Annotated in this window: 25 protein-coding genes; 7 read left to right on the top strand and 18 right to left on the bottom strand. The window is 53.0% G+C overall.

All coding sequences use genetic code 11. The features are described from left to right. Positions 1 to 377: 377 nt before the first annotated feature. Complete coding sequence (locus tag J0A68_RS13290) at positions 378 to 659, bottom strand: DUF1330 domain-containing protein (RefSeq protein WP_206578702.1); 282 nt, start codon at positions 657 to 659, stop codon at positions 378 to 380. A gap of 44 nt (positions 660 to 703) precedes the next feature. Between J0A68_RS13290 and J0A68_RS13285 the strand changes: the two genes are divergently transcribed. Then, a complete protein-coding gene (locus J0A68_RS13285) occupies positions 704 to 2,014 on the top strand; it encodes a tagaturonate reductase (protein WP_206578701.1) in 1,311 nt (436 codons plus the stop codon). Between the two features lie 7 nt (positions 2,015 to 2,021). Here the strand turns inward: J0A68_RS13285 and J0A68_RS13280 are convergent, their stop codons facing one another. The 6 genes from J0A68_RS13280 to J0A68_RS13255 all read right to left on the bottom strand — a co-directional run bounded on the left by J0A68_RS13280 (position 2,022) and on the right by J0A68_RS13255 (position 8,112). Further along, the gene (locus J0A68_RS13280) at positions 2,022 to 3,407 is read right to left on the bottom strand and encodes a TolC family protein (RefSeq protein ID WP_206578700.1); all 1,386 of its coding nucleotides are present in this window, start codon (positions 3,405 to 3,407) and stop codon (positions 2,022 to 2,024) included. Further along, positions 3,404 to 4,756 (bottom strand): HlyD family secretion protein, encoded by a 1,353-nt coding sequence (locus tag J0A68_RS13275; RefSeq protein WP_206578699.1) that lies wholly within the window; start codon positions 4,754 to 4,756, stop codon positions 3,404 to 3,406. Before J0A68_RS13275 ends, J0A68_RS13280 begins: the two co-directional genes overlap by 4 nt. 4 nt (positions 4,757 to 4,760) lie before the next feature. Then, positions 4,761 to 6,458, bottom strand: coding sequence for a peptidase domain-containing ABC transporter (locus J0A68_RS13270; protein ID WP_206578698.1), 1,698 nt, complete (start codon positions 6,456 to 6,458; stop codon positions 4,761 to 4,763). Next, positions 6,448 to 7,128 (bottom strand): TetR/AcrR family transcriptional regulator, encoded by a 681-nt coding sequence (locus tag J0A68_RS13265; protein ID WP_206578697.1) that lies wholly within the window; start codon positions 7,126 to 7,128, stop codon positions 6,448 to 6,450. The genes J0A68_RS13270 and J0A68_RS13265 overlap by 11 nt, the downstream gene beginning before the upstream one ends. A gap of 221 nt (positions 7,129 to 7,349) precedes the next feature. Continuing rightward, the gene (locus J0A68_RS13260) at positions 7,350 to 7,715 is read right to left on the bottom strand and encodes a DUF2237 family protein (RefSeq protein ID WP_206578696.1); all 366 of its coding nucleotides are present in this window, start codon (positions 7,713 to 7,715) and stop codon (positions 7,350 to 7,352) included. Between the two features lie 25 nt (positions 7,716 to 7,740). After that, complete coding sequence (locus tag J0A68_RS13255; RefSeq protein WP_206578695.1) at positions 7,741 to 8,112, bottom strand: DUF983 domain-containing protein; 372 nt, start codon at positions 8,110 to 8,112, stop codon at positions 7,741 to 7,743. Between the two features lie 121 nt (positions 8,113 to 8,233). Here J0A68_RS13255 and J0A68_RS13250 point away from each other — a divergent pair, with 121 nt between their 5' ends. Continuing rightward, complete coding sequence (locus tag J0A68_RS13250) at positions 8,234 to 8,632, top strand: hypothetical protein (protein ID WP_206578694.1); 399 nt, start codon at positions 8,234 to 8,236, stop codon at positions 8,630 to 8,632. A 39-nt stretch (positions 8,633 to 8,671) separates the two neighbouring features. Beyond that, positions 8,672 to 9,556 carry an HAEPLYID family protein gene (locus J0A68_RS13245; RefSeq protein WP_206578693.1) on the top strand — a complete coding sequence of 295 codons (885 nt, stop codon included), beginning with the start codon at positions 8,672 to 8,674 and terminating at the stop codon, positions 9,554 to 9,556. A gap of 42 nt (positions 9,557 to 9,598) precedes the next feature. Here J0A68_RS13245 and J0A68_RS13240 read toward each other — a convergent pair whose 3' ends face one another. Together J0A68_RS13240 and J0A68_RS13235 are read right to left on the bottom strand one after the other, a co-directional pair. After that, positions 9,599 to 9,802 (bottom strand): hypothetical protein, encoded by a 204-nt coding sequence (locus J0A68_RS13240; RefSeq protein WP_206578692.1) that lies wholly within the window; start codon positions 9,800 to 9,802, stop codon positions 9,599 to 9,601. Beyond that, on the bottom strand, positions 9,802 to 10,317 hold the full coding sequence (locus tag J0A68_RS13235; protein WP_206578691.1) for a DUF4920 domain-containing protein: 516 nt from the start codon (positions 10,315 to 10,317) through the stop codon (positions 9,802 to 9,804). Before J0A68_RS13235 ends, J0A68_RS13240 begins: the two co-directional genes overlap by 1 nt. Positions 10,318 to 10,533: 216 nt before the next feature. On the opposite strand from J0A68_RS13235, the gene serA reads away from it, so the two are divergent. The 3 genes from serA to J0A68_RS13220 all read left to right on the top strand — a co-directional run bounded on the left by serA (position 10,534) and on the right by J0A68_RS13220 (position 14,362). Beyond that, positions 10,534 to 12,426, top strand: coding sequence for a phosphoglycerate dehydrogenase (gene serA, locus J0A68_RS13230; protein ID WP_206578690.1), 1,893 nt, complete (start codon positions 10,534 to 10,536; stop codon positions 12,424 to 12,426). Between the two features lie 161 nt (positions 12,427 to 12,587). Next, positions 12,588 to 13,853, top strand: a complete 1,266-nt coding sequence (locus tag J0A68_RS13225; protein WP_206578689.1) for a sulfite oxidase — start codon at positions 12,588 to 12,590, stop codon at positions 13,851 to 13,853. Between the two features lie 5 nt (positions 13,854 to 13,858). Next, positions 13,859 to 14,362: a hypothetical protein gene (locus J0A68_RS13220; protein ID WP_206578688.1), complete on the top strand. Its 504-nt coding sequence runs from the start codon at positions 13,859 to 13,861 to the stop codon at positions 14,360 to 14,362. 143 nt (positions 14,363 to 14,505) lie between these two features. Here J0A68_RS13220 and rfbB read toward each other — a convergent pair whose 3' ends face one another. The 7 genes from rfbB to J0A68_RS13185 form a co-directional block, all read right to left on the bottom strand. Further along, positions 14,506 to 15,561, bottom strand: a complete 1,056-nt coding sequence (rfbB, locus tag J0A68_RS13215; protein ID WP_206578687.1) for a dTDP-glucose 4,6-dehydratase — start codon at positions 15,559 to 15,561, stop codon at positions 14,506 to 14,508. Between the two features lie 3 nt (positions 15,562 to 15,564). Further along, positions 15,565 to 16,617 (bottom strand): NAD-dependent epimerase, encoded by a 1,053-nt coding sequence (locus J0A68_RS13210; RefSeq protein WP_206578686.1) that lies wholly within the window; start codon positions 16,615 to 16,617, stop codon positions 15,565 to 15,567. A 39-nt stretch (positions 16,618 to 16,656) separates the two neighbouring features. Beyond that, the gene (locus tag J0A68_RS13205) at positions 16,657 to 17,823 is read right to left on the bottom strand and encodes a glycosyltransferase family 4 protein (protein WP_206578685.1); all 1,167 of its coding nucleotides are present in this window, start codon (positions 17,821 to 17,823) and stop codon (positions 16,657 to 16,659) included. 85 nt (positions 17,824 to 17,908) lie between these two features. Then, positions 17,909 to 18,103 (bottom strand): hypothetical protein, encoded by a 195-nt coding sequence (locus tag J0A68_RS13200; protein WP_206578684.1) that lies wholly within the window; start codon positions 18,101 to 18,103, stop codon positions 17,909 to 17,911. A gap of 78 nt (positions 18,104 to 18,181) precedes the next feature. Beyond that, on the bottom strand, positions 18,182 to 18,388 hold the full coding sequence (locus J0A68_RS13195) for a helix-turn-helix transcriptional regulator (protein ID WP_206578683.1): 207 nt from the start codon (positions 18,386 to 18,388) through the stop codon (positions 18,182 to 18,184). 10 nt (positions 18,389 to 18,398) lie between these two features. Further along, positions 18,399 to 18,845, bottom strand: coding sequence for a hypothetical protein (locus tag J0A68_RS13190; RefSeq protein ID WP_206578682.1), 447 nt, complete (start codon positions 18,843 to 18,845; stop codon positions 18,399 to 18,401). Positions 18,846 to 18,857: 12 nt separating this feature from the next. Further along, a complete protein-coding gene (locus J0A68_RS13185) occupies positions 18,858 to 19,280 on the bottom strand; it encodes a hypothetical protein (protein ID WP_206578681.1) in 423 nt (140 codons plus the stop codon). 184 nt (positions 19,281 to 19,464) lie between these two features. Here J0A68_RS13185 and proC point away from each other — a divergent pair, with 184 nt between their 5' ends. Continuing rightward, positions 19,465 to 20,265, top strand: a complete 801-nt coding sequence (gene proC / locus J0A68_RS13180; RefSeq protein WP_206578680.1) for a pyrroline-5-carboxylate reductase — start codon at positions 19,465 to 19,467, stop codon at positions 20,263 to 20,265. Between the two features lie 394 nt (positions 20,266 to 20,659). Here proC and J0A68_RS13175 read toward each other — a convergent pair whose 3' ends face one another. Next, the gene (locus J0A68_RS13175; protein ID WP_206578679.1) at positions 20,660 to 21,772 is read right to left on the bottom strand and encodes a TlpA disulfide reductase family protein; all 1,113 of its coding nucleotides are present in this window, start codon (positions 21,770 to 21,772) and stop codon (positions 20,660 to 20,662) included. A 4-nt stretch (positions 21,773 to 21,776) separates the two neighbouring features. Then, the gene (gatB, locus tag J0A68_RS13170; protein WP_206578678.1) at positions 21,777 to 23,237 is read right to left on the bottom strand and encodes an Asp-tRNA(Asn)/Glu-tRNA(Gln) amidotransferase subunit GatB; all 1,461 of its coding nucleotides are present in this window, start codon (positions 23,235 to 23,237) and stop codon (positions 21,777 to 21,779) included. Positions 23,238 to 23,252 lie beyond the last annotated feature (15 nt).

The following is a 23,252-nucleotide window of genomic DNA, read 5'->3' as shown; positions in this document are numbered from 1 at the left end:
GCTTGGAGAAAAAGCATTTAACCGCTCTGCGTCCTTGCGCCTTAGCGAGCCATTTTTCGCTCATCGAGTCTCAAAGGCGGAGAAATGGCCTGTCTATAGGCACACTATATTTTCTTTGCGGCCCGTCGCGACCTTTGCGGTTAAAAGTCTGCGATTCAATATCCTGCTTCCTGAGAAGCAAGACAACGGAAGAATAGCGGAAAACGTAAAACGGCGGCGCCGAAGGCTCTCCCTTTTCTCCGGCCCTCTGTGGTGAAAAAATCCAATAAGAAAATTTTACCACGGAGTACACAGAGGAATAGGAGGAAAAGCTAAAGACGTATGGCAACAGCGCCGAAGGCCTCCCCTTTTCTCCCGCCCTCTGTGGTGAAAAAACCCTAGCCGATGATCAGAAAATTGGCTGATGAGGCCTGCTCGCGGATTGCCCTGGCTTTTTGGTACGCTTCCGAATGGTACCACTCCAACGCTTTCTCTTTGCTCGGAAACTCCAGCAAGACCAGTCGGTCATGATCCCAGCTCCCTTCCATCACCTGTACAGGCAGGCCACGGACGACGAAGCTCCCCCCGTAGGCGGCAATGCTGGCCGGTGTTAATTTCTTGTATTCTTCGTATAATGAGCCGTCGTGAATATCGACTTCTACCAAAACGTATGCGGACATGGAGTTGATTTTAACAGTAAACCAAATTGCTCAAAACAATAACTATGGCAAACTCTGACATCCAAATTCTCCAATTTGGAACGGGAAATTTTCTTCGGGCCTTCCTAGGCTCCATGGTTCAAGACCTCAAAAACCTTGACAAAAACCTGAATATCTGCATCATACAGTCCACCAACGGAAGCGGAATCGACCGACTTGCCGCGCAGGGCTTCGAGTACAACCTGCTCGTGGCGGGATTCAAAGACGGGCAAAAAGTCGAGGCTATCCAGAAGCTAGACAATGTCAAAGACGGCCTAAAACTGCCTGACGAGGCAGACAAATTCTTTGCCTTTGCCAGCTCGACCAGCGTCAAATGGCTCGTGTCCAACGTCACCGAGGCCGGTATGGTCTGGAAAAATGAAGGCCCTATCGAGGAATTTGCGGAATCCTTTCCGGCTCGATTGACCCAGTGGCTCTACCGCAGATTCCAAACCCTCCCCCAAGCGGAGACCGTCATCCTGCCCTGCGAGCTGCTGCCAAACAACGGCGATCTCCTCAAGGGTTTTGTGGTCGACCACGCCAAGGCTTGGAACCTTTCGGAGGATTTTCTGGCTTGGCTTGACGAAAAAACAACCTTCTTCAATTCCCTCGTGGACCGCATCGTGCCCGGGTTTCCCGCGCATCTGGATTTGGAGCTGAAAGACTCGGATCCCTTTTTGGTCCAAGCGGAACCCTATGCGCTTTGGGCTATCCAAGGCCCAGCCTCGGCCAAGGACAAGCTGCCTTTCCTGGAAAGCAATTCTGAAGTGATTTTGGCAGAGGATATCGCTGGCTATGCCCTGCGAAAAGTGCGCATCCTCAATGCTGCCCACACCGCCATGACCGGCCACGGCATGCTGAATGGAATCGAGACCGTGGGCGAATGGATAGGCGATGCCCAGCGGGAGCAGTTTCTCAAAGCGATGATCGCGGAGGAAATCATTCCGACCATGGACTTGGATCAGGCTGCCTTGGCCAAATATTCGGAGGAAGTACTGGATCGGTTCAGAAATCCCTTTGTTTCACATAAGCTTAGCGACATCTCCCTCAACAGCATCGCCAAACTCAAAAGCAGACTGCTGCCCATCGTCACCGACTTTCAGGCAAAAAACGGACAACTCCCAAGCAGACTAAGCCAATGCCTGCTGTCGATGATCCTCTTTTACCTGAGAAATCCAGCAAAAATCCGTGATGGTGCGGAAGTGAAAGGGTGGTTTGAAAAGGTGTCGAAAGAGGCAAGCGAAGCGGAAAACCTCAAGCTCGCCGTATCCGAATGGCTACAGCTGGACTGGAGCGCTGATCTGGATGCAGCCTACACCGCCGTTTTCAAGAAGTAAACCTCAATCAAAAGCCGAGTCCAGCCGCATACCGCGTCTTTGCATAGGAAATCCTCAGCTTCGAAGCCAGCTCGTTGAGCGTAAGCCGCGAGTCAAACACCGAGACTTCCCGTGCATTGACCAGGAATAGGCTGGACTCGCCTATTTGAAACCTGCGGACTTCACCGGCCAGCAGGGTTTCCAGGCTCTCCACATTGGCGGAATACGTGATCAGCTGCTGGTTGATCACCTGCCAATTGTTCAGTTCGGTTTCCAGCTTGTTGCGCAGCTGGATTTCCTTGAGATCCCTCGAGTTTTGCTTGAAGTCTATTTTTGCCTTGGCCAGTCCGACTGCGCCGCGGGACTTTCTCCAAAGCAGCGGGGTATAGACAGACAGCCCCCACTTGTAGTTGTTTTCATAAAACTGCGACTCCTCAAACTCGGAAAAAGACTCCGCCAGGAAGTTGTACTTCAGCTTGACCGTGGGAATGATCTGCTGCGCTTTGAGCCGCTTTTCCACATCGAGACTCGCCAGCTCGTAGTCGGTCAGGCGCAGATCGGGATGCGAAGCCACGGCCGCCCTTAGCTCTTGCGTGTCGGGATTGCTGGGGATTTCCCCATACAAACTCTCGGGAATGACCTGTCCGCCGAGGAGCATGGGCTCGCCGTTTTCGTCCCAGAGATAGGTATTCAGCTCCTGGGTAGTGGCAAAAAAGGTGTTTTCCGCCGTCTGGAGGCGGTATTGTCGGTTCAGCAATTGGGTGTACGCCTCTACCGTGTCGATGGCGGCCACATCGCCCTGCTCGTAGCTTTTTTTCACCGCATTGAAGCGAAAGCCTGCCAAGTCCACCCCTTCCCTCAGCACTTGGAGATTTTCGTAGGCCATCGCCCATTTCCAGTACATTTCCGTGGCGCTCAGATTGAGCTCGTTCAGGAGCTTGGTGCGCTCCACCTCGGTGGATTGCTGGTAGATCTGCGCTTTTCGCAAAGTCGCTCGGCGCTCGTCCAGGATCAGGCCTTGCCCCAGATTGACCGAAGCACCCGCGGACAGGAGCCCGCCAGAGGGCACGGTCGATTCGGGATTGAGGTAGTAGCCTGTGTTTTGCTCAAAGTTGCCGTTGAGCTCCACTCCCATCCAAGTCGGGATACTCACGCCGGCCTCACGCTTGTCGTAGTAGGTACGATCCCCGTAGTCTTTCTTGTCGAGATTCCCATAGAGCAGCGGATCAAAGCCTCCCCTGGCCTGCCGCACCTCCATCTGTCCCATGCGAAGGTTGAGCTCCGCCTGGGCCGAAACGGGATGGTACAGGCGCACCCACTCCATGTACTCCGCAAAGCCGAGTCGGGTGGAATCCTGGGCTTTGGCTCCCATGACGCTGAAAATCAACAGAAAAAGCAGACTGAGTTTTCTCATTTCTTGGATGCAGCTTGGTCTTTTTGCTCTTGGGTGTAGTAGTCAGCAGGGAAGCCGTTGAGCTGTCGCCAGATCTCGTACCAGACTGGGACGTCATTCAGGATGGCGATCCCGTCTGCGCCGGAGCCCATTCGTAGCTGTTCGGGCCAAGGCTCTTCCTCGGGGTCTTCCACCACCAGGATTCGGTATTGGTTGTTTGCTCCCGCAAACTGGTCTATCGCCACGACCACGCCGCCAAAGGTACCGTTGGAGATCTGCGGCCAGCCGGAAAAGACGATGGCAGGCCAGCCGTCAAAGATGAAGCGGACCTTGTTGCCCACCTTCATCAGCGGCAGATCCACCGGCTGTACAAACATCTCCACGGCAAGCTCGGCATCGGCCGGGACGATGTTGACTATCTCATCGCCCTCCTTGATCGTCTCGCCTATCCCCACTTGGACGGCCTTGGCAATGTATCCGTTTTGGGGCGCCAGGATATGGCGGTAGCCCACCCGGCTTTGATAGTTGGAATACTGGTTTTCCAGCTTGGTGGTGCTCGCCTCCGCGTCAAACTGCGAAGACATGGCCGTGTACATATCAGACTCGGCCTTGGCGAGCTTGTCCTTGAAGTCGTTGTCGATCGCGTCGAGGTCGATTCGTGCGGTGATCAGTTCGTTTTTGCTGCTGAGCAGCTTGTTTTCCGAGGAAATGAGTTTGGCGTTCACCTCTTGGAATTTTAGCCTGCGGGACTCCAGGTCGGTCAGTGATCGAAGTCCTTCCTCGTAGAGCTTTTCCGATCGCTCCAGCTGGTATTTTCCAATGTCGAAATTCACCTTGGCCTGCACAAGCTCGATGCTGTCCGACTCCACTTTCAGCTCCGCCATGCGAAGTTTGTTTTCGGCTTGCTGCAGGCGCAGGACATTGTTTCTGCGAAGCGCATCGATCTGGGCCTGAAGGGCGCCTACCTTTTCCGCATAGGACTTGGCAGAGAGGGCCTTGGCATCGACCTGCATCTGGGTACGGGGCAAAAGCAGGGAGTCGAAGTACTCGTCCTTGACCTCGGAGATCCTGAGTATCGTGTCTCCTTTGGCCACAAAATCACCCTCCGCCACATACCAGGCCTCTATCCTACCCGCCAAGACCGAGTGCACGGTCTGCGGCCTCTGGTCCGGCCTCAGTGCGGTGACGTAGCCTTTGGAGCGCACGTTTTGCGTCCACGGGACAAAAAGGATGATAAACGCAGAAAGTACGATGGCCGTGAGCACCCTCAAGCGGCGCTGGTTCTCCTTCAGTGGCAGGGTCATGACCAGGCTTTTGGAGCCACTGAAGGGGATAGACTCTTTGATCTTATTTGATGAAATATTCAGCATGGTCTCAGGCTTTTAGTTGTTTGTATCCCGCATAGCTTCCCTGATAGTTGAGCTTGCCGGCGTTCATCCAGATGACCTCGTCGGCGCGGCTGAGAATAGATTCGTCTCCGGTCACCATCACCAGCGTCCAGGCGCCCTTGAAGAGGTAATCAACCACTCGGGCGCGCACTTCCGCATCCAACTCTGCGAGGTCGTTTTCCATAAACAAGGCCTTGGGTCGGCCCACCAGTGCGCGGGCCAGCAGGATCTTGTTGGCGGCAGACTTCGAAAGTCCCCGGCCGTGTGGCTGCAGCACTGCATCGAGGCCTTTGGGGAGGTGGTATAGGTAGTCTTGGAGATCTACCAAGCCCAAGAGGTATTGCAGATGGTCGTCGTCAAAGTCCCTTCCCATGAGGATGTTTTCCCGGATCGTGCCGCTGAAGATCTCCTGCAGCTCCAGAAACTCCCCAACCATCGCGCGGTACTTCTCCAGATTCAGGTATTCCAGCGATAGGTCATTGACCGACACTTTTCCCCCATATCGCTCATAGAGCCCAGCAAAAAGCGCGATGATGGAGCTTTTTCCGCTGCCGCTTTTGCCCGTTAGGGCGACTTTCTTCCCCGGAGCAATGCTGAGACTCACGCCCTTCAGCAAAGGTTCGAAGGAATCATGCGGTTGGAAGGTCACATTTTCCATCCCAAACTTCAGCCCCTCCGCACTGGAGGTGATGATCTTCTCATCCGGACTGTGATGCTCCATCTCCATGTCCATCACCTGTCCAAGCTTCTCGGTAGCCACCAGCGTGTCGTACACGGTCTCCAGGGACAGGATGAGCTTTTCTACCGAGTTGATCACCATGACGATGATCACCTCTGCGGCGACAAACTGCCCGATGGAAATCTGCTCGTTGATCATCAGCAAGCTACCAGCGATCAGCAAGCTGGTCACGGTAAAGACCTTGAAGGCCACCATCACCTTAAACTGGAAGATCAGCACCGAGAAGTGGCGCACGCGAAACTCCACGTATTTCTGGATCAGCTTGTCCGCCCGAAGAATTGGCAATCGCGTTCCTCCAGCCAGCTTGAAGGAATTGAGCGTGCGGCCCACTTCCTCCAGCCAATAGGCGGTTTCGTACTTGTACGTAGACTCCTTCAGCGCCGTCTCCATCCCTCTGGGGCCTGAGAAATAGAAAATCAGGCCGAGTATGGCGATCAGGATCAGTGAAAAGAAGATGAAGGTCGGATGGTAGATCGAAAGCAAGAGCAGGCCAAACACGACCTGGAGCAGGGCGGTGGAGAAATCGATCAGGAGTTTTGACAGGCCCTTTTGCAGGTTGACAGTATCGAAGAACCGGTTGACAATCTCTGGGCCGTAGCGCCCGTGCATGATCTCGGTCTTGATCCTGGGAAGCCTGTAGGCCAAGGAAAGCCCGGACTTGGAGAAGATCCGCTGCTGCAGCTTTTCCATGATCTGGAGCTGGGAGATCTGCAGAAACCCACCGAATGCCACCCCTATGCCTACGATGATCACCAAAACCACCCAGGAAGTGCTGATCCTCCCTCCGAGGATGAAGTTTAGGATGGCCTGGATGCCCAGAGGCAGCGAGAGCGTGATCAGACCATTGAGGATGGCGTAGAAGTAGATGGCATACACTTGGTTTTTCTCCTCTTTGAGCAAACCGAAAAACCGCTTCAAAGGGGTGGTGTCTGAATTACTTGCCATTGGATATTGCTTTGAATACAAGTTGATGAAAAAACCGGTAGCGTTCGCTGCCTTTGCTGGTTGTTTCGGTCATTTCGGGTAGGTGCTGGGAATTGAATGACTGGAGCAAACTGGCCTCCATCACAGTGGATATCAAGGTCTTGGGAAACTCGTAATCGGGATTGACCTCGCGGAGGATATTGGAGAGGCGGTCGCCAAAACTGAATACCTGGTCAAATACGCCCGACTCATGCTCGGAATCCACGGTTTTGGTCAGGTAGCCCTTGATTGACTCGTTGATCACCAGCTCCCGGAGCAGTTTGGGATCGAGAAACTCGTTTTCCAAAAACCTGGGCCCGTCCACCATCAGCCGTACGCCTATGTCGAGCCGCTCCTCGGGGTCTGGGATATTGGAGGTGGAAAAGACCAGGTTGTGCTCCATCCAGGCCCAGTACCAAGCACAGAGGTAAAGCAAAAACATGTGTTTGTTTTCAAAATACCGATAAATCGCCGCCTCGGTACTGCCGATTTTCTGCGCAAGTTTTTTGAAGGTAAACAGTTCCAAACCCATTTCGCGAAGCAGCTTCGCCCCTTCCTTGACCAGCAAAATCCCAAGGTCTGAGCTGAAAGGTTCCTTAAAATAGAGCTTGGGACTGACCTCCACTTTCATTTTTCGTAAGATCGATTCCATTTTCCAAAAAAGAAATACGAAATCACTTAACGGCCAAGGGCGAGAAAAGTTTGTAAAACTTTGCGCTTTGTTAGTAATGTTAACAGAAATGTAAAATCCCGCGGTCTACTTCTGTTTGGCGGACAAACCTGCGGCAAAAAGTTGGCAACGTATGACCTTTGCAGAAAGTCCGAACCAGCCAGATGGAAACCAGAAAATCCTCACCGGCGGCAAAAAATTCTTCAGACGGTCTTGAGGGCGTGGCTGACCAGCAGCTCCAGGGGGATAATATCCAGGGTGGCCTCATCCGTAGCCTCGAGGTACACCAGCGGAGCGCAGCCCCATTGGTAGGCTTCCATCCAGCGGGAGGCGCAGAGGCACCACTTGTCACCGGCCTGCAGTCCAGGGAAGCCATACTCCGGACGGGGCGTACTCAGATCGTTGCCGCGGCCCTTGGAAAAACGCAAAAACGTATCGGACATCACCGCACAGACGGTGTGCATTCCCCGGTCTTCCTCGTCCGTCTCGCAGCAGCCCGTTCGGAAAAAGCCCGTGAGCGGCATCATGCTGCAGGGGATCAGGTTTTCGCCAAATACATTTTTTGCCATCGTTGTCCTATTTTGGGTGTAAGCGTCAATATCCCCGGTACTTCAGCTTGCTCAGTCCGTAGAGATACAGGACCTTGGAGTATCGCAGCATAGCCGGCAGCAGGATGATATTGAGGACCACCACGGTGCTGAGGTACATCCAAAGCTGCGGCACGTCCACGAGCACATTGATGGCGGTAAGGGAAGTGATCATCAAGGCCACAGAAAAGGCGTAGCTGATGTACATCGCTCCGTAGTAAAAGTCCGGTTCGGGGTGAAAGTTGGCACCACATACGGCGCAACTTTTGTTTACCTCCGACAGTTTTCTGTAGCTAAGCAGGCTGACCGAAAACAAACTTCCTTCGCGGCACCGAGGACATCTGGCAGCGGCGATGGATAGACCCAAACTTTTAGACATTTTTTTTGCTGAAATTTAACGCAGGAAGGCCTCCCGCTCTGTGACCAAAGTTACGTTTTAGGAGACGGGATTTGAAGTTTTTCCCAACCCAATTCCTTCTCCAGCCGTTTCTGACGGGATAATGGAGCAAAAAAACAGGACATTGATCGGCCGAGTGAGGTCCAGCAGCTGGAGCAGATTCCTGCTTTTTGTCCTGACGCTCAACTTCATCAACCTCTCCGCCAATTTTTACGAAGGCGACATCCTCCTCTCCGACAAGGTCAACTTGACCGATCCGATGGACACGATTTCCGAGCTGGTTTTCGAGTGGGGCTTTGACGTTTCGGAGGATTTTATCCCGGACAATGGCACCCAGCAGGAGGACAACGCCGGCGAAAAGATCAAGCTGGCCATCGTCGAAGTTCCAGGCTTTTCCCTTTGGCTGCCTCTGGTCGAGGGATCGCGGCCAGCCCTCCCTGTCCCTGTCCAGACGAGTAGCGGGCATCTCTCCTCCCCGAGCCCGCCACCGGATTGGGCCTGATTTTTCCAAAAAATCAGTACCCATCCAAACAAATCCATCATGAAAAAAATACTACTCCTGACCCTGGCGGGTTGGGCGCACCTGTGCGCGTACGCGCAGGAAAACAGCGACACACTTCGCATCCAAAGACAGCAGCTTGACAGCCTTTTCATCGATGAGATGGAGCAGCCGACAATCGCACTCAGGCCAAAAGTGCTTCACGCCGAGCCACTCTACATCGACCTGATCCGTGACTTGGGGGCTCGCAAGGGAGAAAAGGAATGGAATGTGGCCTTCGGAATGCAGGACATGAGAAAGTACGATGAGTTTCAGGCGCTGGTCGAATACGAGTGGGCTCCCCTAGACCGGCTTGGTCTGGAGGTGGAGCTGCCGTTTAGCCTTTACTCTTTCCGCGACGGAAGTACCGAGGCCAGCGCGCCAGCCAACCGCCTCGAATCCCTCAAAGTCGCCACGCAGTACACCTTTCTCGTGTCGGAGCGGCTGAACACCTCCCTGGCCTTGGGCTACATCCACGAGTTTGAGCTGGTGGACTTGAAAAAGCTAGGCAAAGAAGACGCTTTCAAGGGCAATATTTTCAACCCCTTTCTCGTGGCCGCCAAGCGCTGGGGCAGCAACTATCACACGCTGATCTATACCGGCCCGAAGATCGAAAAGGCCTATGGCGAAAAAGCGGATGTCGGCTTCGAAGTCAACTATAACTTTCACTACATGGTCAGTGGAACCCGCAATTTTCTCGGGCTAGAGGTGAATCAGGAAATCCATGGAGGAAAGTCCACCACCACGCTCCGACCGCAGATGCGGGTAGGGCTCGCCCACAACCTGATGATCGGCATCGTATCGGCCATCCCGGTCTCGCAGCCCGACGCTGGCTTAGGCTCTTTCCTGAGGATCATCTACGAGCCCGGATTTCGGGCCGTGCACTAGACTGGCTTATTATAGAAAAAGGAGCCCTTTCGGCTCCTTTTTCTAATTGTATTCTTCCAGATCGTAGTCCTTCCCCTTGCCCCACTGCAGCAGCTCGTGGATCGTGTAGTACTCTAGGGTGTCCAGATCCTTGACTTTGAAATCATCCCCTGAGAGCCGGTTCATGATCTCGATCGTGCGGACTTCGCCCTGATTGACGAGGCGGTATCTCCTGCCCACGCGCAGGTTGTCCAGTGCGAGAGGCATTAGACTTTGGCTTTGATTCGTGCTCCAGTAGCCTCAAAGCTGATCTTGCGCTCCGGCTCGGTGATCGCGGCTATTTCCTCTTTGCTTTTCCCCTGGTCTTCGGCATAGTGACGGAGCGTCTCCACGTCAGTTTCTGTGAGTGTGGCCACTCCTTCGATCACAATGGGAAAGCCCTGGGAATTGGTCGGCAGGAAGAATCCGTAGTCTTTGAACGTCACCCGCATGGTCTCGCCGTTTGGCAAGTCCATGGAAAACCAGCAGCCTTTTTTGTTACAGACTTCCTTGATCTCTCCTGCGATCTTTCCGGAAAACTCACCGGAAGACTCCACCTGGGACACCATCTCCGCGGTACTGGAGATTTCCTCGCCCTGCACGATATTTCCGTAGTTTCCGGGCACGGTCTCCACTTCTCCTACCACCTCGTAGGTGGTGGTTTCGGCCACTTCGCTTTTTTGCTGGCAGGAGAAAGCTAGCATCCCGGCCATTGCTGTGATTATCAAAAATGATTTTTTCATCGCTTTTCTATTTTATCCAAAATTAACCCAAAAGACGGTTTGGGAAAAACCCTTTTCTATTTCCGGGAAAATCGATTGCAAACGCGGCATTTCCCATCGAATGATTGGTGAATTTTCAAACATGAAAAACTTTCTGATTAATTCCAGCAACAAACCTTCGATTTTTTTAACAATCCCTTAATTTTACCTGCACTTAGACCTATTTGACCCTGTACCATGGCCCAGACCAAAAAATTCATCATTGATTTTGACAGTACCTTCACCCAAGTAGAAGCGCTCGACATACTTGGCGAGATCAGCTTGGCAAACGACCCCAAAAGAGCGGATAAACTGCAGGCGATCAAAGACATCACGGACAAGGGAATGGACGGCTCGCTCACGTTCCGTGAAAGTCTAGAGCAGCGGCTTGACATCCTTCAAGCCAGCAAGGCCCAAATCTCAGATCTAATCACCGCGCTGCGCCAGAAAGTCTCCAAGTCCTTTGAGCGCAACAAGGAATGGTTTCGGGACAACGCCCAGGACGTGTACATCGTCTCCAATGGATTCAAGGACTTCATCATCCCCATCGTGTCGGAGTACGGCATTCTGAAGGAAAATGTCTTTGCCAACGACTTTGTCTACAACGAAGCGGGCGATATCGTCGACTTCAACCGTGAAAATCCCCTTTCCAAAAACAACGGCAAGGCAGAAACCATCAAAAATGTGAACCTCGAAGGCGATATTTATGTCATCGGAGACGGCTACACGGACTATGAAATCAAGGCTTCTGGGCTGGCCAACAAGTTTTACGCGTTTGTGGAAAACGTACACCGCCCCAAGGTGGTCAGCCAAGCGGATCACATCGCCCCGAGTTTTGACGAAATACTTTACATCAATAAGTTGAACACGAAATTCTCCTACCCAAAAAGCCGGATCAAGGTTCTCCTACTGGAAAACGTACATCCCATCGCCGTTCAGCTCCTCACCGAGGAAGGCTACCAAGTCGAGGTCGCTTCCGGTGCGATGAGCGAAGAGGAACTTTGCGAAAAGATCAAAAACGTCTCCATCCTAGGCATCCGATCCAAGACCAACGTGACCAAAAAGGTGCTGGAAAACGCCAATCGCCTGCTGGCCGTGGGTGCCTTCTGCATCGGTACCAACCAGATCGATCTGGAAACCTGCCAGGAAAAAGGCATCGCGGTATTCAACGCGCCCTTCTCCAACACACGATCTGTCGTGGAAATGGCCATCGCGGAGATCATCTTCCTGATGCGCCGCTTTGCGGACAAGACCGTGGGCATGCACCAGGGCAACTGGGACAAGTCCGCGACGGGTTCCTTTGAAATTCGCGGAAAAAAGCTCGGCATCATCGGCTACGGCAATATCGGTGCGCAGCTTTCCGTTTTGGCAGAAAACATGGGCATGAACGTCTTCTACTACGACGTGATCGAAAAGCTCGCCCTCGGCAACGCCACCAAGGTTAACTCCCTGGACGAACTGCTCGCGACTTGCGACGTGATCTCTCTGCACGTGGATGGCCGAAAAGACAACAAATGCCTGCTTGACCGCGAGAAGATAGCCAAGATGAAGAAAGGCGCCATCCTCGTAAATCTGAGCCGTGGCCACGTGGTCGAAATCCCGGCACTGAAGGACGCTATCCTCTCCGGCCACTTGGCGGGATGTGCCGTGGACGTCTTCCCCGAGGAGCCAAAAAACAACAAAGAACCCTTTGAGTCCGAGCTCAAAGGCCTGCCAAATACGATCCTGACGCCTCACATCGGCGGAAGTACGCTGGAAGCACAGGAAAACATCGCACGCTTCGTGCCCGGCAAAATCATGGAATACATCAACACCGGCAACACCTACAATTCGGTCAACTTCCCGAATATCCAGTTGCCGTTCCTCAAAGATGCCCATCGCCTGATCCACATTCACCTCAACGAACCTGGGGTACTGGCAAAGATCAACCAGGTGCTCGCCAACTACAACATCAACATCGTGGGCCAATACCTCAAGACCAACGAAAAGATCGGCTACGTGATCACCGACATCGACAAGGCCTACGAAACCGAAGCCATCGAAGCGCTGAAGGAGATTCCAGGCACGATCCGATTTAGAACGCTCTATTGAGCTGAAGCCTAAGCTTGCTTACTGAATGCCAGTCGGATTTCCGGCTGGCATTTTCTTTTGGTATATGCCGAGTTTGCCTTTGCTGGAAAAAAAAGCCCCAAATTGCAAGTTTTGGCTATTTTTGAAATGCATACAATCCAACAACAATCCCAATCTATACCATGGCAAAACCTGGCAAAAACCAGCTCAGCAAGGCCAAGCAAAGCCCAAATCCACGCCGCACTTTTCTGCGAAAAAGCATTCTGACCACCCTTTCGGCGGTTTTGGGTGCTGAGATCGTCCATGCGGCCACGATGCCCAAGGGCTATGTGCCCGTCATTTTTTCCCAAGAGCCCGACCCGATGAAGGGCAAAAGCCCGGAGATGATCGTCAGAAGCGACCGCCCTTGGAATGTCGAAGCGCGCCCGCACCAGCTGGACGATGCAGTGACGCCGTTTGAACACATTTTCATCCGAAACAACGGCCTGATCCCAGAGAACATCGACGCTGCCAACTGGACACTGACCATAGGCGGAGAGTCCGTGAATCAGGAAAAGACCTACCGCCTGGCGGATCTCAAAAAGAACTTCAAGCCCTACACCTACCGTCTCGTGCTCGAGTGCGGGGGAAACGGCCGCGCGGGATTCTATCCTCCCACGGCTGGTAACCAATGGGAAGAAGGGGCGGTCTTCTGCTCCGAATGGACGGGAGTCCGCCTTCGCGACGTGCTGCAAGACGTAGGCATCAAGTCCGACGCGGTTTACATCGGCTACTATGGCGTGGACAAGCACCTGAACGGTGACGCATCCAAGCCGGTCATTTCCCGCGGCGTGCCCATCGCCAAAGCCATGCAGGAAGAGACCCTGCTGGCCTGGTCTCTTAATGGACAGGATATTCCCCTCGCCCATGGCTACCCGCTTCGGCTGGTCTGTGGAGGCTGGCCCGCCTCTACTTCCGGCAAGTGGGTCAACAAGCTCGTGGTGCGAAACAAGGAGCACGACGGCGCGAAAATGACAGGCGACTCCTACCGAGTGCCCAAGAAACCCGTCGCTCCCGGTGACACGGTGCCCGACGAGGACATGGCCATCATCGAGTCCATGCCGGTGAAGTCCCTCATCACCTTCCCCAAAACAGGGGCGATGTTTTCCAGATCAAAAAAGCTGAACGTCAGAGGACACGCTTGGGCAGGAGAGTTTGAGGTGACGGAGGTGCAGGTCTCGGTGGACTTTGGAGCCACATGGAAGACTTGTGCTTTGAAAAAAGCGGCAAACCGCCTTGCCTGGCAGCAATGGAGCACCGAGCTGAGCTTTTCACAGCCTGGCTACTATGAGATCTGGGCAAAAGCCACCGACAGCCAGGGCATCTCCCAGCCCATGGTCATCCCCGGCTGGAACCCCAAGGGCTACCTCAACAATGCCTGTCACCGAATCGCCGTAAAAGTAAGCTGAGGAAGATGGAAAGAAACCCAAAAACGAACCGACCTCTCCCCAATCCAGACACCCAGCAGCTCTTCAAGGGACTCCTTCTTGGCACCGCTGGGTTAGTCCTCGTTGTGCTGGTCTTGTTGGGAACGGTCGCGTTCTTGACCCTTTACGAGGGCTCTTCCGACTCCGTTGAGACCGCCGATATCGAATCGAAATTAAACAACGAGCCCTTCAGCGGCGAAGTAGTGGATGGAAAGGATGTGGTCACCGGACTCGTGGTAGGCGAAGGCTTTGAGATCGTGCGTACGACCTGTACCGGATGCCATTCCAGTGCGATCATCCTTCAAAACCGCTTTACCCGCGAGGGATGGAAAGAGAAAATCGTCTGGATGCAGCAAACCCAGGGCCTTTGGGACTTGGGCGAAAACGAGCCCGCCATCCTGGATTATCTCGCTGCCCACTACGCCCCCGAAGCTCCAAAAGGGCGAAGGATGCCGCTCAAGGACATCGAATGGTATGAGCTGGAAAATTAGAGGCGAGACGCTAGACTCAAGACATTAGAGAAGGCGCTTCAGCGATGATCTATGTCAAAAACCAGAAGCAAAAAGCCCCGAGGATAAGTCGGGGCTTTATTCATTGGATAAAGTATGGGTCATCGGACAGCCGATATATTCCCTCACCTGCTTTCGTACAGGTTAGAATAGTAGTCCTGATAGGCACCAGAGGTCACGCGCTCCAGCCATTCCTCGTTGGCCAGATACCAGTCGATCGTGATCTCGATTCCCTCGTCAAACTGGAGACTTGGCTCCCAGCCCAGCTCTTTTTGGATCTTGGTGGCGTCGATGGCGTAGCGCAGGTCGTGTCCGGCACGGTCGGTCACAAAGGTGATCAGCTTCTCGGAGGTACCGGCTTCGCGTCCCAGCTTCTCGTCCATTTTCTTGCAAAGCAAGCGGACAATGTCGATGTTTTTCCACTCGTTGAAGCCGCCGATATTGTAGGTCTCTCCAGCGACTCCCTTATGGAAAACCGTATCGATCGCCCGTGCGTGGTCTTTGACGAAGAGCCAATCACGCACGTTTTCGCCCTTGCCGTAGACTGGCAGGGGACGCATGTTTTTGATGTTGTTGATGCAGAGCGGGATCAGCTTCTCGGGAAAGTGGTTTGGCCCGTAGTTGTTGGAGCAGTTGGACACCACCGTGCGCATCTTGTAGGTATTGGCGTAGGCACGGACAAAGTGGTCCGAGGCGGCCTTCGAAGCCGAGTAGGGCGACTGGGGATCGTAGGGAGTTGTTTCCAAAAAGAATCCCCCATCGTGCAGCGAGCCATAGACCTCGTCGGTAGACACATGGTAAAACAGGTGCTGGTCAAGCTGGCCCGCCCAAGCCTTCTTCGCGGCGTTGAGGAGGTTTACGGTACCAAAGACGTTGGTTTTTACAAAAGCCAAGGGATCGGTGATCGATCGGTCCACGTGGGATTCCGCAGCAAGGTGGATCACGTCGGTGACCTGATGCTTCGCAAAAATCTCATCCAGCAAGTCCGCGTCTTGGATATCTGCTTTTTCGAAGACATAGTTGGAAGCGCCTTCCACCGATTTGAGGTTCTCCAGGTTGCCTGCATAGGTCAGGGCATCGAGGTTGACGATTTTGTACTCGGGGTACTTCGTCACAAAAAGTTGCACCACGTGGCTGCCGATGAATCCGGCTCCTCCCGTGATCAGGATAGTTTTGCTCATTTCTTATTTTTTATAGTAGTCCAAATACCAATCCGTGAAGGCTCTCACCCCAGCTTCGATGTGGGTGTTGGGCTTGTAGCCCGTATCCCTTACGAGATCCTGCACATCGGCGTGGGAAGCAGGCACATCACCTGGCTGTAACGGAAGCAACTCCATTTTCGCTTCTTTGCCCAGTCCTTTTTCCACGGCCCGGATATAATCCATCAGCAAGACCGGAGCGGAATTGCCGATGTTGTACACCTTGAAGCGTGCCTTTCCGCTCCCCGGATCGGGGTTTTGCGGATCAAATTCAGGGTTTGCCGCCGCGGGCCTGTCCGCGACTTTGACCACTCCTTCCACAATATCATCGATGTAGGTAAAGTCACGCTTCATCTCACCGTAGTTGAAGACCTTGATTTTCTCCCCCTTCAGGATGGCATCGGTAAACAGAAACAATGCCATATCCGGTCTGCCCCACGGCCCATAGACCGTAAAGAACCTTAATCCCGTCGTCGGAATCCCAAACAAATGGCTGTAGGTGTGGGCCATGAGCTCGTTGGATTTTTTGGACGCAGCATAGAGCGAGATCGGGTGGTCCACCGAGTCTGAGGTCGAAAAGGGCATCTTCTCGTTAGCACCATAGACGGAACTGGAGGAGGCGTACACCAAGTGCTTGACTGGATGGAAACGGCAGCACTCCAGGATATTCAGAAAAGCCACAATATTGCTCTGGATATAGACCTCAGGGTTGGTCAGCGAGTATCGCACGCCCGCCTGGGCGGCGAGATGGATCACGACATCAAACTTTTCCTTAGCAAAAAGCTCCAGCAGCGCCTCTTTTTCCACCAAGTCGAGCTGGACAAAACGATAGCCCGGCAAGGTCCCGGATTGCGCAAGCTCTCCCCTTTCGATGGATTCTTTTTTTATCCCCATATGCTCCAGACGGGCATATTTCAGGTTGATGTCGTAGTAGTCATTGATGACATCCAGACCGACTACCTCCTCTCCGCGATCGATCAGTTTTTGTGCAACATGAAATCCGATAAATCCGGCCGTGCCGGTCACGAGGTACTTCATAGGGAAAAGTAAGCTTGATTATTCTGGCCCAAATATAGATTATTCTCCACTCTCTGCAGCCGTCAAAAGACGCCGATAGTTGGCGAAAATCTCTTTTTGGATGACTTTTCGGTCGTAGTTTTCGATGATTTCCTGATGGAGCTTATCCGCATAGACAGCCATGCGATCCCGCTTCACAAAGGCAAACTCCAGCGCTTCCTTCAGCACCGCGGCGTCTTTGACCGGAAAAATCAAGCCGGTCTTCTGCTGGGTGATGATGTCGGTATTGCCGATGATGTCCGAGCAGATCACCGGCACATGCATGGCCCCGGCCTCCAGCAGTACATTGGGAAAGCCCTCCCGGTGCGAGGGATGCACCAGGACGTCCGCCAATGCCAAGTAGTGGGCTACATGGTCGGTCCAGTCGATCTGCACGATTTTGGGATGGTCTTGGATGGTTTGTATGGTCTCTGGTGCAAGCGGATTCAAGTCCTGCTCAAAAGTCCCCAGCAAGACCAGCTTGGACCTATTGACGATCTTGGACTCCAAAAAAGCAGCAACCAGTTCCTCTATCCCCTTGTCCTTGACCAGTCTGCCTACGGCCAGGATGATATACTCGTCCTCCCCGGGCATGATGCGCATCGTCGCCGCCACCAGGTGGTTTTCCTTGAGCGACTCGCGGTTAAATTTGCTTAGGTCCACGCCGTTGGAGGAGCCTTTGCCGATGATGCGGAGCTTGGACTCTGGACAGAGGCCGTTTTTCGACACAAACTTCCACAGACCTGGCGAATTGGGCCAAATCTCCGTGGCGTTGGAATAGGTCCACTTCTCGGCTGTTTCCAGCAGACTTTTCCTGTTGCCCTCAGCGGCCATCGCGGGGATGCCCGCCAGGGTATGGATTCGGGTTTTCACTCCGGCGAGGTTGGCGGCAATCATGCCAAGCAGGCCAGCCTTGGGAGTATGCGTGTGTACGATGTCCGGCTTTTCCCTCTTGAAGAGCTGCATCAGCTGCCAGATGCATTTCAGGTCGGTGAGCGGGGTGATCTTGCGGGTAAAAGGAACCACCTCGTGGCGGACACCCTCGCTTTTGACCACCTGATCCACTTCCCTGCCCTCCGCACTGACCATGATGACCTCCCAGCCCTGCTCCTTCATATATTTCATCTGCCCGGCGAGCAGAAGTTTGAGAGAAAGGGGAACTGTGGTGATTCGAATCAGCTTGGGCATCAAAAAGGGATTATAAAAGCGCAAAGGTAAAAGTTTAACGCTCTTATGGGCTTTAAAATATGGAAATCAAGCCCAAAAAATCCCCTTAGATGATTTCTATCGTCCTCACTTCCACCCTAACTTTTTGATTGCTGCCGGCTTGGCGGATTTCCTTGGAAAAAGTCGGCCAACCCCAATCATGTATGACAGAGGTATTTTCGATGACATTCCAGACCTCACCGACCTCATCGAGTGAAGCTTTGATTTCCTCCTCCGTGGCATTGGGCAGCATTCTTTTCAAGACCAATGCCGTCTGACCACCCTGTTTCCACAAGAATGGAGAGCCCATCCGATTGATATTTTTGCGAAGCGTGGCTGGCTACGCCCAGTCTACTGCCTCCAGCTCGAATATATCCTCCAGCGCCACGCCAAACGTCCGGGCAATCTTGAGGGCTAGCACCGTAGAGGGCACGTACTTTCCCGCCTCGATCGAGTTGATCGTCTGCCTCGATACCTGCACCTTTTCGGCCAGATCCTGCTGGGTCATGTCCTTTTTGGCCCGCTCCACTTTGATCGTGTTTTTCATGTCACTTCGATCAAAAGGCCAGCAGGGACTGCTTTTGCCGATGAAGCACCCACCTAAACCTCGCGATGAAGAGCAGCTGGATGGTAAACATGTTGTAGCCCATAAATTCCAGAAAGCCGAAGCCGTAAAACAGCACCGTCCCCACGACCAGGATGAAGGTATGGGCATAGCAGGCCAGCAGCAGGGAATCCAAACGCAGCTTTTGGATGTATTCATCCTCCTGCCTTTCTCTGGAGAAAGCAATCAGAAACAGCGACACAAACACGCCGATCATGGCCAGTTCGTTGGTGAAATTCTCCCTCGATTCTTCGAAAAGGTTCCCTTTGCGAACGTCAAACTCCAGCCAGGCGAGATTGAAGTCGAAGTAGTTGTTTGCGAAAAGAAGCAGCGCAAACGGCAGAAGCAAGACCCAGCCCAGCTTCTGGTAACGGTGTGGTAACAGGATTTTGGTAAGCATAGAATAGTTGGTTTAGTTTTCGTCTTTGGATGCCATGTACTTCTGATACTGGAATGCCCCATAGATGTAGAGGTTGAGCAAAAAGAGCACGAGGTAGGCGGTAAACATCTCCGATGCGATAGACTGATACCGGAGGTAGTTGATCAGCATCAGGGCAGCAAGCCCCCAGATCAACCAAAAGAAGCCGGTCTGAAAGGCCTGCTGCCTAAAGCTCCGAATCATCTCGTCCTCCACCTTCTCCCGGGTGAGGTTCAAGATCCCGAATCCTATCGCCCAAAAGCCGTAGATCATCTGCGCGGCGTCATTTGGGTCACTCTGGGGATTCACAAAGGCCATCCCGATTACCAGCAGTACCGGAAGCGGGAAAAACACAAAGGCCAGCTTTTTCCATCCCGGAGACAGCAGCGGCACGTTGAGAATTGAGTTCTTTTCCATCTGTCATGTTTTCTTTCCCAAATGTAAAGCATTCTTTACATATTGTAAAAATATTTTTGCAAATATTCACACACTTCTTTTTTGAGAATTCTGCGTTCGCCGGTAGAACATTCGCAATTCTGGCAATCGGCACGGCCTTTTGATTACATTTAGCCCTTCAAACCTGTTAATAATCCGAATCCCCATGATTTCCAATCTGAAAATCGCCATCATAGGTTGTGGCAACCTAGGTACCTCCATCGCAAGCGGGCTGCTGATGAGGGAAGATTTTGACCCAAAAAACCTGACCCTGACCAAAAGAAATACCGCAAGCCTCGCGGAGTTTGAAGCCAAAGGCGTGCATGTCCACTCGGACAACCTCTCTGCCGCGCAGTACGCCGACCTCGTACTGCTGGGAGTAAAGCCGTACAACGTCACCAACATCCTGAGGGAGATCAAGCCGGTGCTCGATCCCAAAAAGCAACTACTCATCTCCCTGGCTACGGGCATCACGCTGAAGGAAATGTACGGGGTGCTGGATGCGCAGACCGTGACCTTTCGCGCCATGCCGAATATCGCTGCGGATATCCAGGAGTCCATCACCTGCGTATGCCACGAGCAAGCCAATCCCATACAGCTGGAGCAGGTCAAGGAGCTCTTTGACTCCATCGGCTTTACCATCTCCATAGACGAAAATCTGATGGAGGCTGCGACGGTCCTGGGAGCCTGCGGCATCGCCTACGTACTGCGCTTCATGCGCGCGATGATCCAAGGGGGAATCCAGATCGGCTTTGACTCGGTCACCGCCAGCAAAATCGTCAACCAGACCGTGAAAGGCGCCGCCGAGCTCATGATCCAAAAAAACGTCCACCCCGAGGCCGCGATAGACAAGGTAACCACCCCAAAAGGCTGCACCATCGTAGGGCTCAACGAGATGGAGCACCAGGGTTTTAGCTCAGCCATGGTACGGGGGGTAATTGCCAGTTACGACAAAATAGCCAAATAAAATTATGCCAAATGGGCCAAAAACGAGACCACCGATACGTCGGTGGTTTTTTTTTGAAAAAATTTCGGATTGGAAAATTCAAATTTCAGAAAGCCATAACCGCGTTTAGACCGCGTGGACAAACTATAAACTTGAAATATTCACTGTTTTTATCAGAATATTAATACTACTTTAAAAAAGAATAATTTTAGGGTTGTTTTTCTTTTAAATGTTTTCATTAGATTTGTCTCGGGTGATAAACAACTTTTGCTATTCCTTTTTAAGAGACTCGATTTTTAAAGGAAGGACTGTTTGGTAATTTTTTCCTCCTTCCTTTTTGTTTTAAATCCCAACTGCTCATAAAAAAGCCCCCGACCTTCGCAGGCCGGGGGCTTTTTTATGGCACTCTTTGAGATCAGTCAAAAAGCTCTGCCAGTTTGTTTTCGAGGCTAGGCCCTCTGAGGTCTTTTGCGATGATATTCCCATCGGGATCTATCATGTAAGTAGCCGGAATCGCATCGATCTGATACAGCTCAGCAGCGGAGGAATTAAAGTACTTCAGGTCAGACACCTGTGTCCAGGTCAGGCCATCGTCAGCGATTGCCTTCACCCAGTCTTCACGGGTACGATCCAGGGAAACGCCAAAGACCTCAAAGCCTTTGTCCTTGTACTGGTTGTATAGCCTTACCACATTGGGGTTTTCCTGACGGCAGGGCTTGCACCAAGCCGCCCAGAAGTCGATCAGGACATACTTTCCGCGAAGGTCTGAGAGCTTCACGGAATTTCCTTCGGGGTTAGGAAGCTCTATCTCCGGAGCTGGCTGCCCCACGGACAGTGCCCTCATCTCATCCAGCTGCTGCTTCAACTGAAGAATAGAAGTGGTACCTGGGTAGTTCTCGTTCAGCTTGGAGACCAGCTCGTCGATAAATTGGAAGTCGGTCTTGGGATTGAGCAATCCAATCGCCGCCATCGAGGCAAAAGAATCGCCCATACTGGTGATCGACTCCTTCACGCGCTCGGCCTGCTGCTCCTCCAGTTCCATGGCCTGGGCCTGGATATTTTTGATCGTCTCCGAGTCGTTTTTGCTCATGGCCTCGTAGTAGGCCTCGTTGAGCTTGTTTACTTCCCCCTGATAGGCCAGCATCAGCTCTTCCACCTTCATGAGTTCTTTGGTATCCTTGGACCCTTCTATCGCGAGGCTCTCCGGATTGGAAAAATTGTACTTCACGTCCACGTCTTCCTTGAAGAGGGCCAGGCGGACCATCTTTTGCCCGTGTATGTTCAGTTCATAGAAAGTCGGCGCGTCCACGGTCAGCTCGTAGCTGAATTCCCCGTCTTTGCCCAGCTCCAGGGTATCGAGCACCTTGGGCCGATTGTCGGTAAACTGGGACAAAACCACCACGCCCTCTGGGGCATTTTCGATCTTTCCGGTCACTTTTACCATTCCGTCGGCACCGGACTCATTTCCCCCACAGGAGAACAACGCCATCACAGCAACTAGCCAAACTCCCACCATTGCGTATTTCATAAGTTTAGTTTTCAAGCAATTCTGTCAATATTCGGGTAGCGACCTTCGGGTCTGCCTTACCCTTGGATTTTTTCATCACCTCTCCCATAAACATGCCCATCAGGCCTTTTTTGCCAGAGCGGTACTCCGCCACTTTCTTGGCGTTTTCATCCAAGACGCTCTGGACGATAGGCTTCAGGGAGTCCTCGTCGCTCTCCTGGATGAGGTTGAGCCGCTGGGCAATTTCCAGCGCACTTTCCCCCTTGGCATTGGCCAGCTCGGGATAGATGCTTTTGGAAGCGGTGGAAAAGGCCACTTTGCCCCCATCCACCAAGGCGATCAAGTCCGCCAAAGCTTCCGGCTTCACGGGATACTCTGCGATATCCAGGCCAGACTCATTCAGGTGTGATTTCACGGGCCCCATCATCCAGTTGGACGCGGCCTTGTAGTTTTGGGTTTTGGAGCAAAGCGCGTCAAACCACAGCGCGATCTCCTTTGATTCTGTGAGGAACGCCGCATCGTACTCCGGCAGACCGTATTTCTCCACAAACTTGGCGAAAAGCTCACGCGGCAAAGCCGGCATGGAAGCTTTCACTGACTGAAGCCACTCCTCGGAGATGACCACTGGGCTGAGATCCGGCTCGGGAAAGTAGCGGTAGTCGTTTAGGTCCTCTTTGGTGCGCATGCTGGCTGTCGTGCAGCTGTCCGCATCGAATGTCCTGGTCTCAGAGATGATTTCCTGTCCAGCTTCAAGCAAACCTATGATCCGCTCGTGCTCGTGGTCTATGGCTTTGGCCACGTTTCGGAAGGAGTTCATGTTTTTCACTTCCACCTTTTTGCCATATTCCTTGGCGCCCTTCAGCATTACGGAGACGTTGGCATCGCAGCGCAGGGAGCCCTCCTCCATGTTGCCGTCGCAGATGTCGAGGTATTTGACGAGCTTTTTGATCTCGCTCAGGAAGACATAGGCCTCCTCCGAGCTGCGGATATCCGGCTCGGTCACGATCTCCACCAGCGGAGTCCCGGCCCGGTTGAAATCGACCAGCGTATCCGGCTCACCAGCTAGATGGATGGATTTGCCGGCATCCTCTTCCATGTGGACGCGGTTGAGTCGGATGACCCGCTCGCTACCGTCGGAGAGCTTGACCGGCACCGTACCGCCGACGCAGATCGGCCCCTTGTCCTGGGTGATCTGATATCCCTTGGGCAGGTCGGGGTAGAAGTAGTTTTTTCGGGAGAAAATATTGTACCTCGTGATCTCGGAGTCACAGGCCAGGCCCATTCGCACGGCATACTCCACCGCCTTTTTGTTCACTTTGGGCAGGGTGCCGGGATGTCCCAGCGTGATCGCGGAGATCAGCGTATTGGGCGACTGCCCGTACTGATTGGCATCCGCGGCAAACATCTTACTCTCAGTCAGCAGCTGGGCATGTACTTCCAGCCCTACTACCAACTGATATTTCTCCTTGAGTTCTTCGCTCAACATTTCCTTGTTTTTCAG

Source organism: Algoriphagus oliviformis, from assembly GCF_017254915.1.
GTDB classification, from domain to species: Bacteria; Bacteroidota; Bacteroidia; order Cytophagales; family Cyclobacteriaceae; genus Algoriphagus; species Algoriphagus oliviformis.
Note: the sequence above shows the minus strand (reverse complement) of the source record. Positions and strands in the feature narration are given on the sequence as shown.

Coding starts and splice junctions, on each gene's coding strand:
- J0A68_RS13255 (WP_206578695.1), bottom strand. CDS start 8,112: ATGTCTAAAAGTTTGGGTCTATCCATCGCCGCTGCCAGATGTCCTCGG.
- J0A68_RS13240 (WP_206578692.1), bottom strand. CDS start 9,802: ATGCCTCTCGCACTGGACAACCTGCGCGTGGGCAGGAGATACCGCCTC.
- J0A68_RS13260 (WP_206578696.1), bottom strand. CDS start 7,715: ATGGCAAAAAATGTATTTGGCGAAAACCTGATCCCCTGCAGCATGATG.
- J0A68_RS13265 (WP_206578697.1), bottom strand. CDS start 7,128: ATGGAATCGATCTTACGAAAAATGAAAGTGGAGGTCAGTCCCAAGCTC.
- J0A68_RS13210 (WP_206578686.1), bottom strand. CDS start 16,617: ATGAAGTACCTCGTGACCGGCACGGCCGGATTTATCGGATTTCATGTT.
- J0A68_RS13205 (WP_206578685.1), bottom strand. CDS start 17,823: ATGCCCAAGCTGATTCGAATCACCACAGTTCCCCTTTCTCTCAAACTT.
- J0A68_RS13220 (WP_206578688.1), top strand. CDS start 13,859: ATGGAAAGAAACCCAAAAACGAACCGACCTCTCCCCAATCCAGACACC.
- J0A68_RS13235 (WP_206578691.1), bottom strand. CDS start 10,317: ATGAAAAAATCATTTTTGATAATCACAGCAATGGCCGGGATGCTAGCT.
- J0A68_RS13195 (WP_206578683.1), bottom strand. CDS start 18,388: ATGAAAAACACGATCAAAGTGGAGCGGGCCAAAAAGGACATGACCCAG.
- J0A68_RS13250 (WP_206578694.1), top strand. CDS start 8,234: ATGGAGCAAAAAAACAGGACATTGATCGGCCGAGTGAGGTCCAGCAGC.
- J0A68_RS13280 (WP_206578700.1), bottom strand. CDS start 3,407: ATGAGAAAACTCAGTCTGCTTTTTCTGTTGATTTTCAGCGTCATGGGA.
- J0A68_RS13175 (WP_206578679.1), bottom strand. CDS start 21,772: ATGAAATACGCAATGGTGGGAGTTTGGCTAGTTGCTGTGATGGCGTTG.
- gatB (WP_206578678.1), bottom strand. CDS start 23,237: ATGTTGAGCGAAGAACTCAAGGAGAAATATCAGTTGGTAGTAGGGCTG.
- J0A68_RS13270 (WP_206578698.1), bottom strand. CDS start 6,458: ATGGCAAGTAATTCAGACACCACCCCTTTGAAGCGGTTTTTCGGTTTG.
- J0A68_RS13285 (WP_206578701.1), top strand. CDS start 704: ATGGCAAACTCTGACATCCAAATTCTCCAATTTGGAACGGGAAATTTT.
- J0A68_RS13190 (WP_206578682.1), bottom strand. CDS start 18,845: ATGCTTACCAAAATCCTGTTACCACACCGTTACCAGAAGCTGGGCTGG.
- J0A68_RS13245 (WP_206578693.1), top strand. CDS start 8,672: ATGAAAAAAATACTACTCCTGACCCTGGCGGGTTGGGCGCACCTGTGC.
- proC (WP_206578680.1), top strand. CDS start 19,465: ATGATTTCCAATCTGAAAATCGCCATCATAGGTTGTGGCAACCTAGGT.
- J0A68_RS13225 (WP_206578689.1), top strand. CDS start 12,588: ATGGCAAAACCTGGCAAAAACCAGCTCAGCAAGGCCAAGCAAAGCCCA.
- serA (WP_206578690.1), top strand. CDS start 10,534: ATGGCCCAGACCAAAAAATTCATCATTGATTTTGACAGTACCTTCACC.
- J0A68_RS13290 (WP_206578702.1), bottom strand. CDS start 659: ATGTCCGCATACGTTTTGGTAGAAGTCGATATTCACGACGGCTCATTA.
- J0A68_RS13185 (WP_206578681.1), bottom strand. CDS start 19,280: ATGGAAAAGAACTCAATTCTCAACGTGCCGCTGCTGTCTCCGGGATGG.
- rfbB (WP_206578687.1), bottom strand. CDS start 15,561: ATGAGCAAAACTATCCTGATCACGGGAGGAGCCGGATTCATCGGCAGC.
- J0A68_RS13275 (WP_206578699.1), bottom strand. CDS start 4,756: ATGCTGAATATTTCATCAAATAAGATCAAAGAGTCTATCCCCTTCAGT.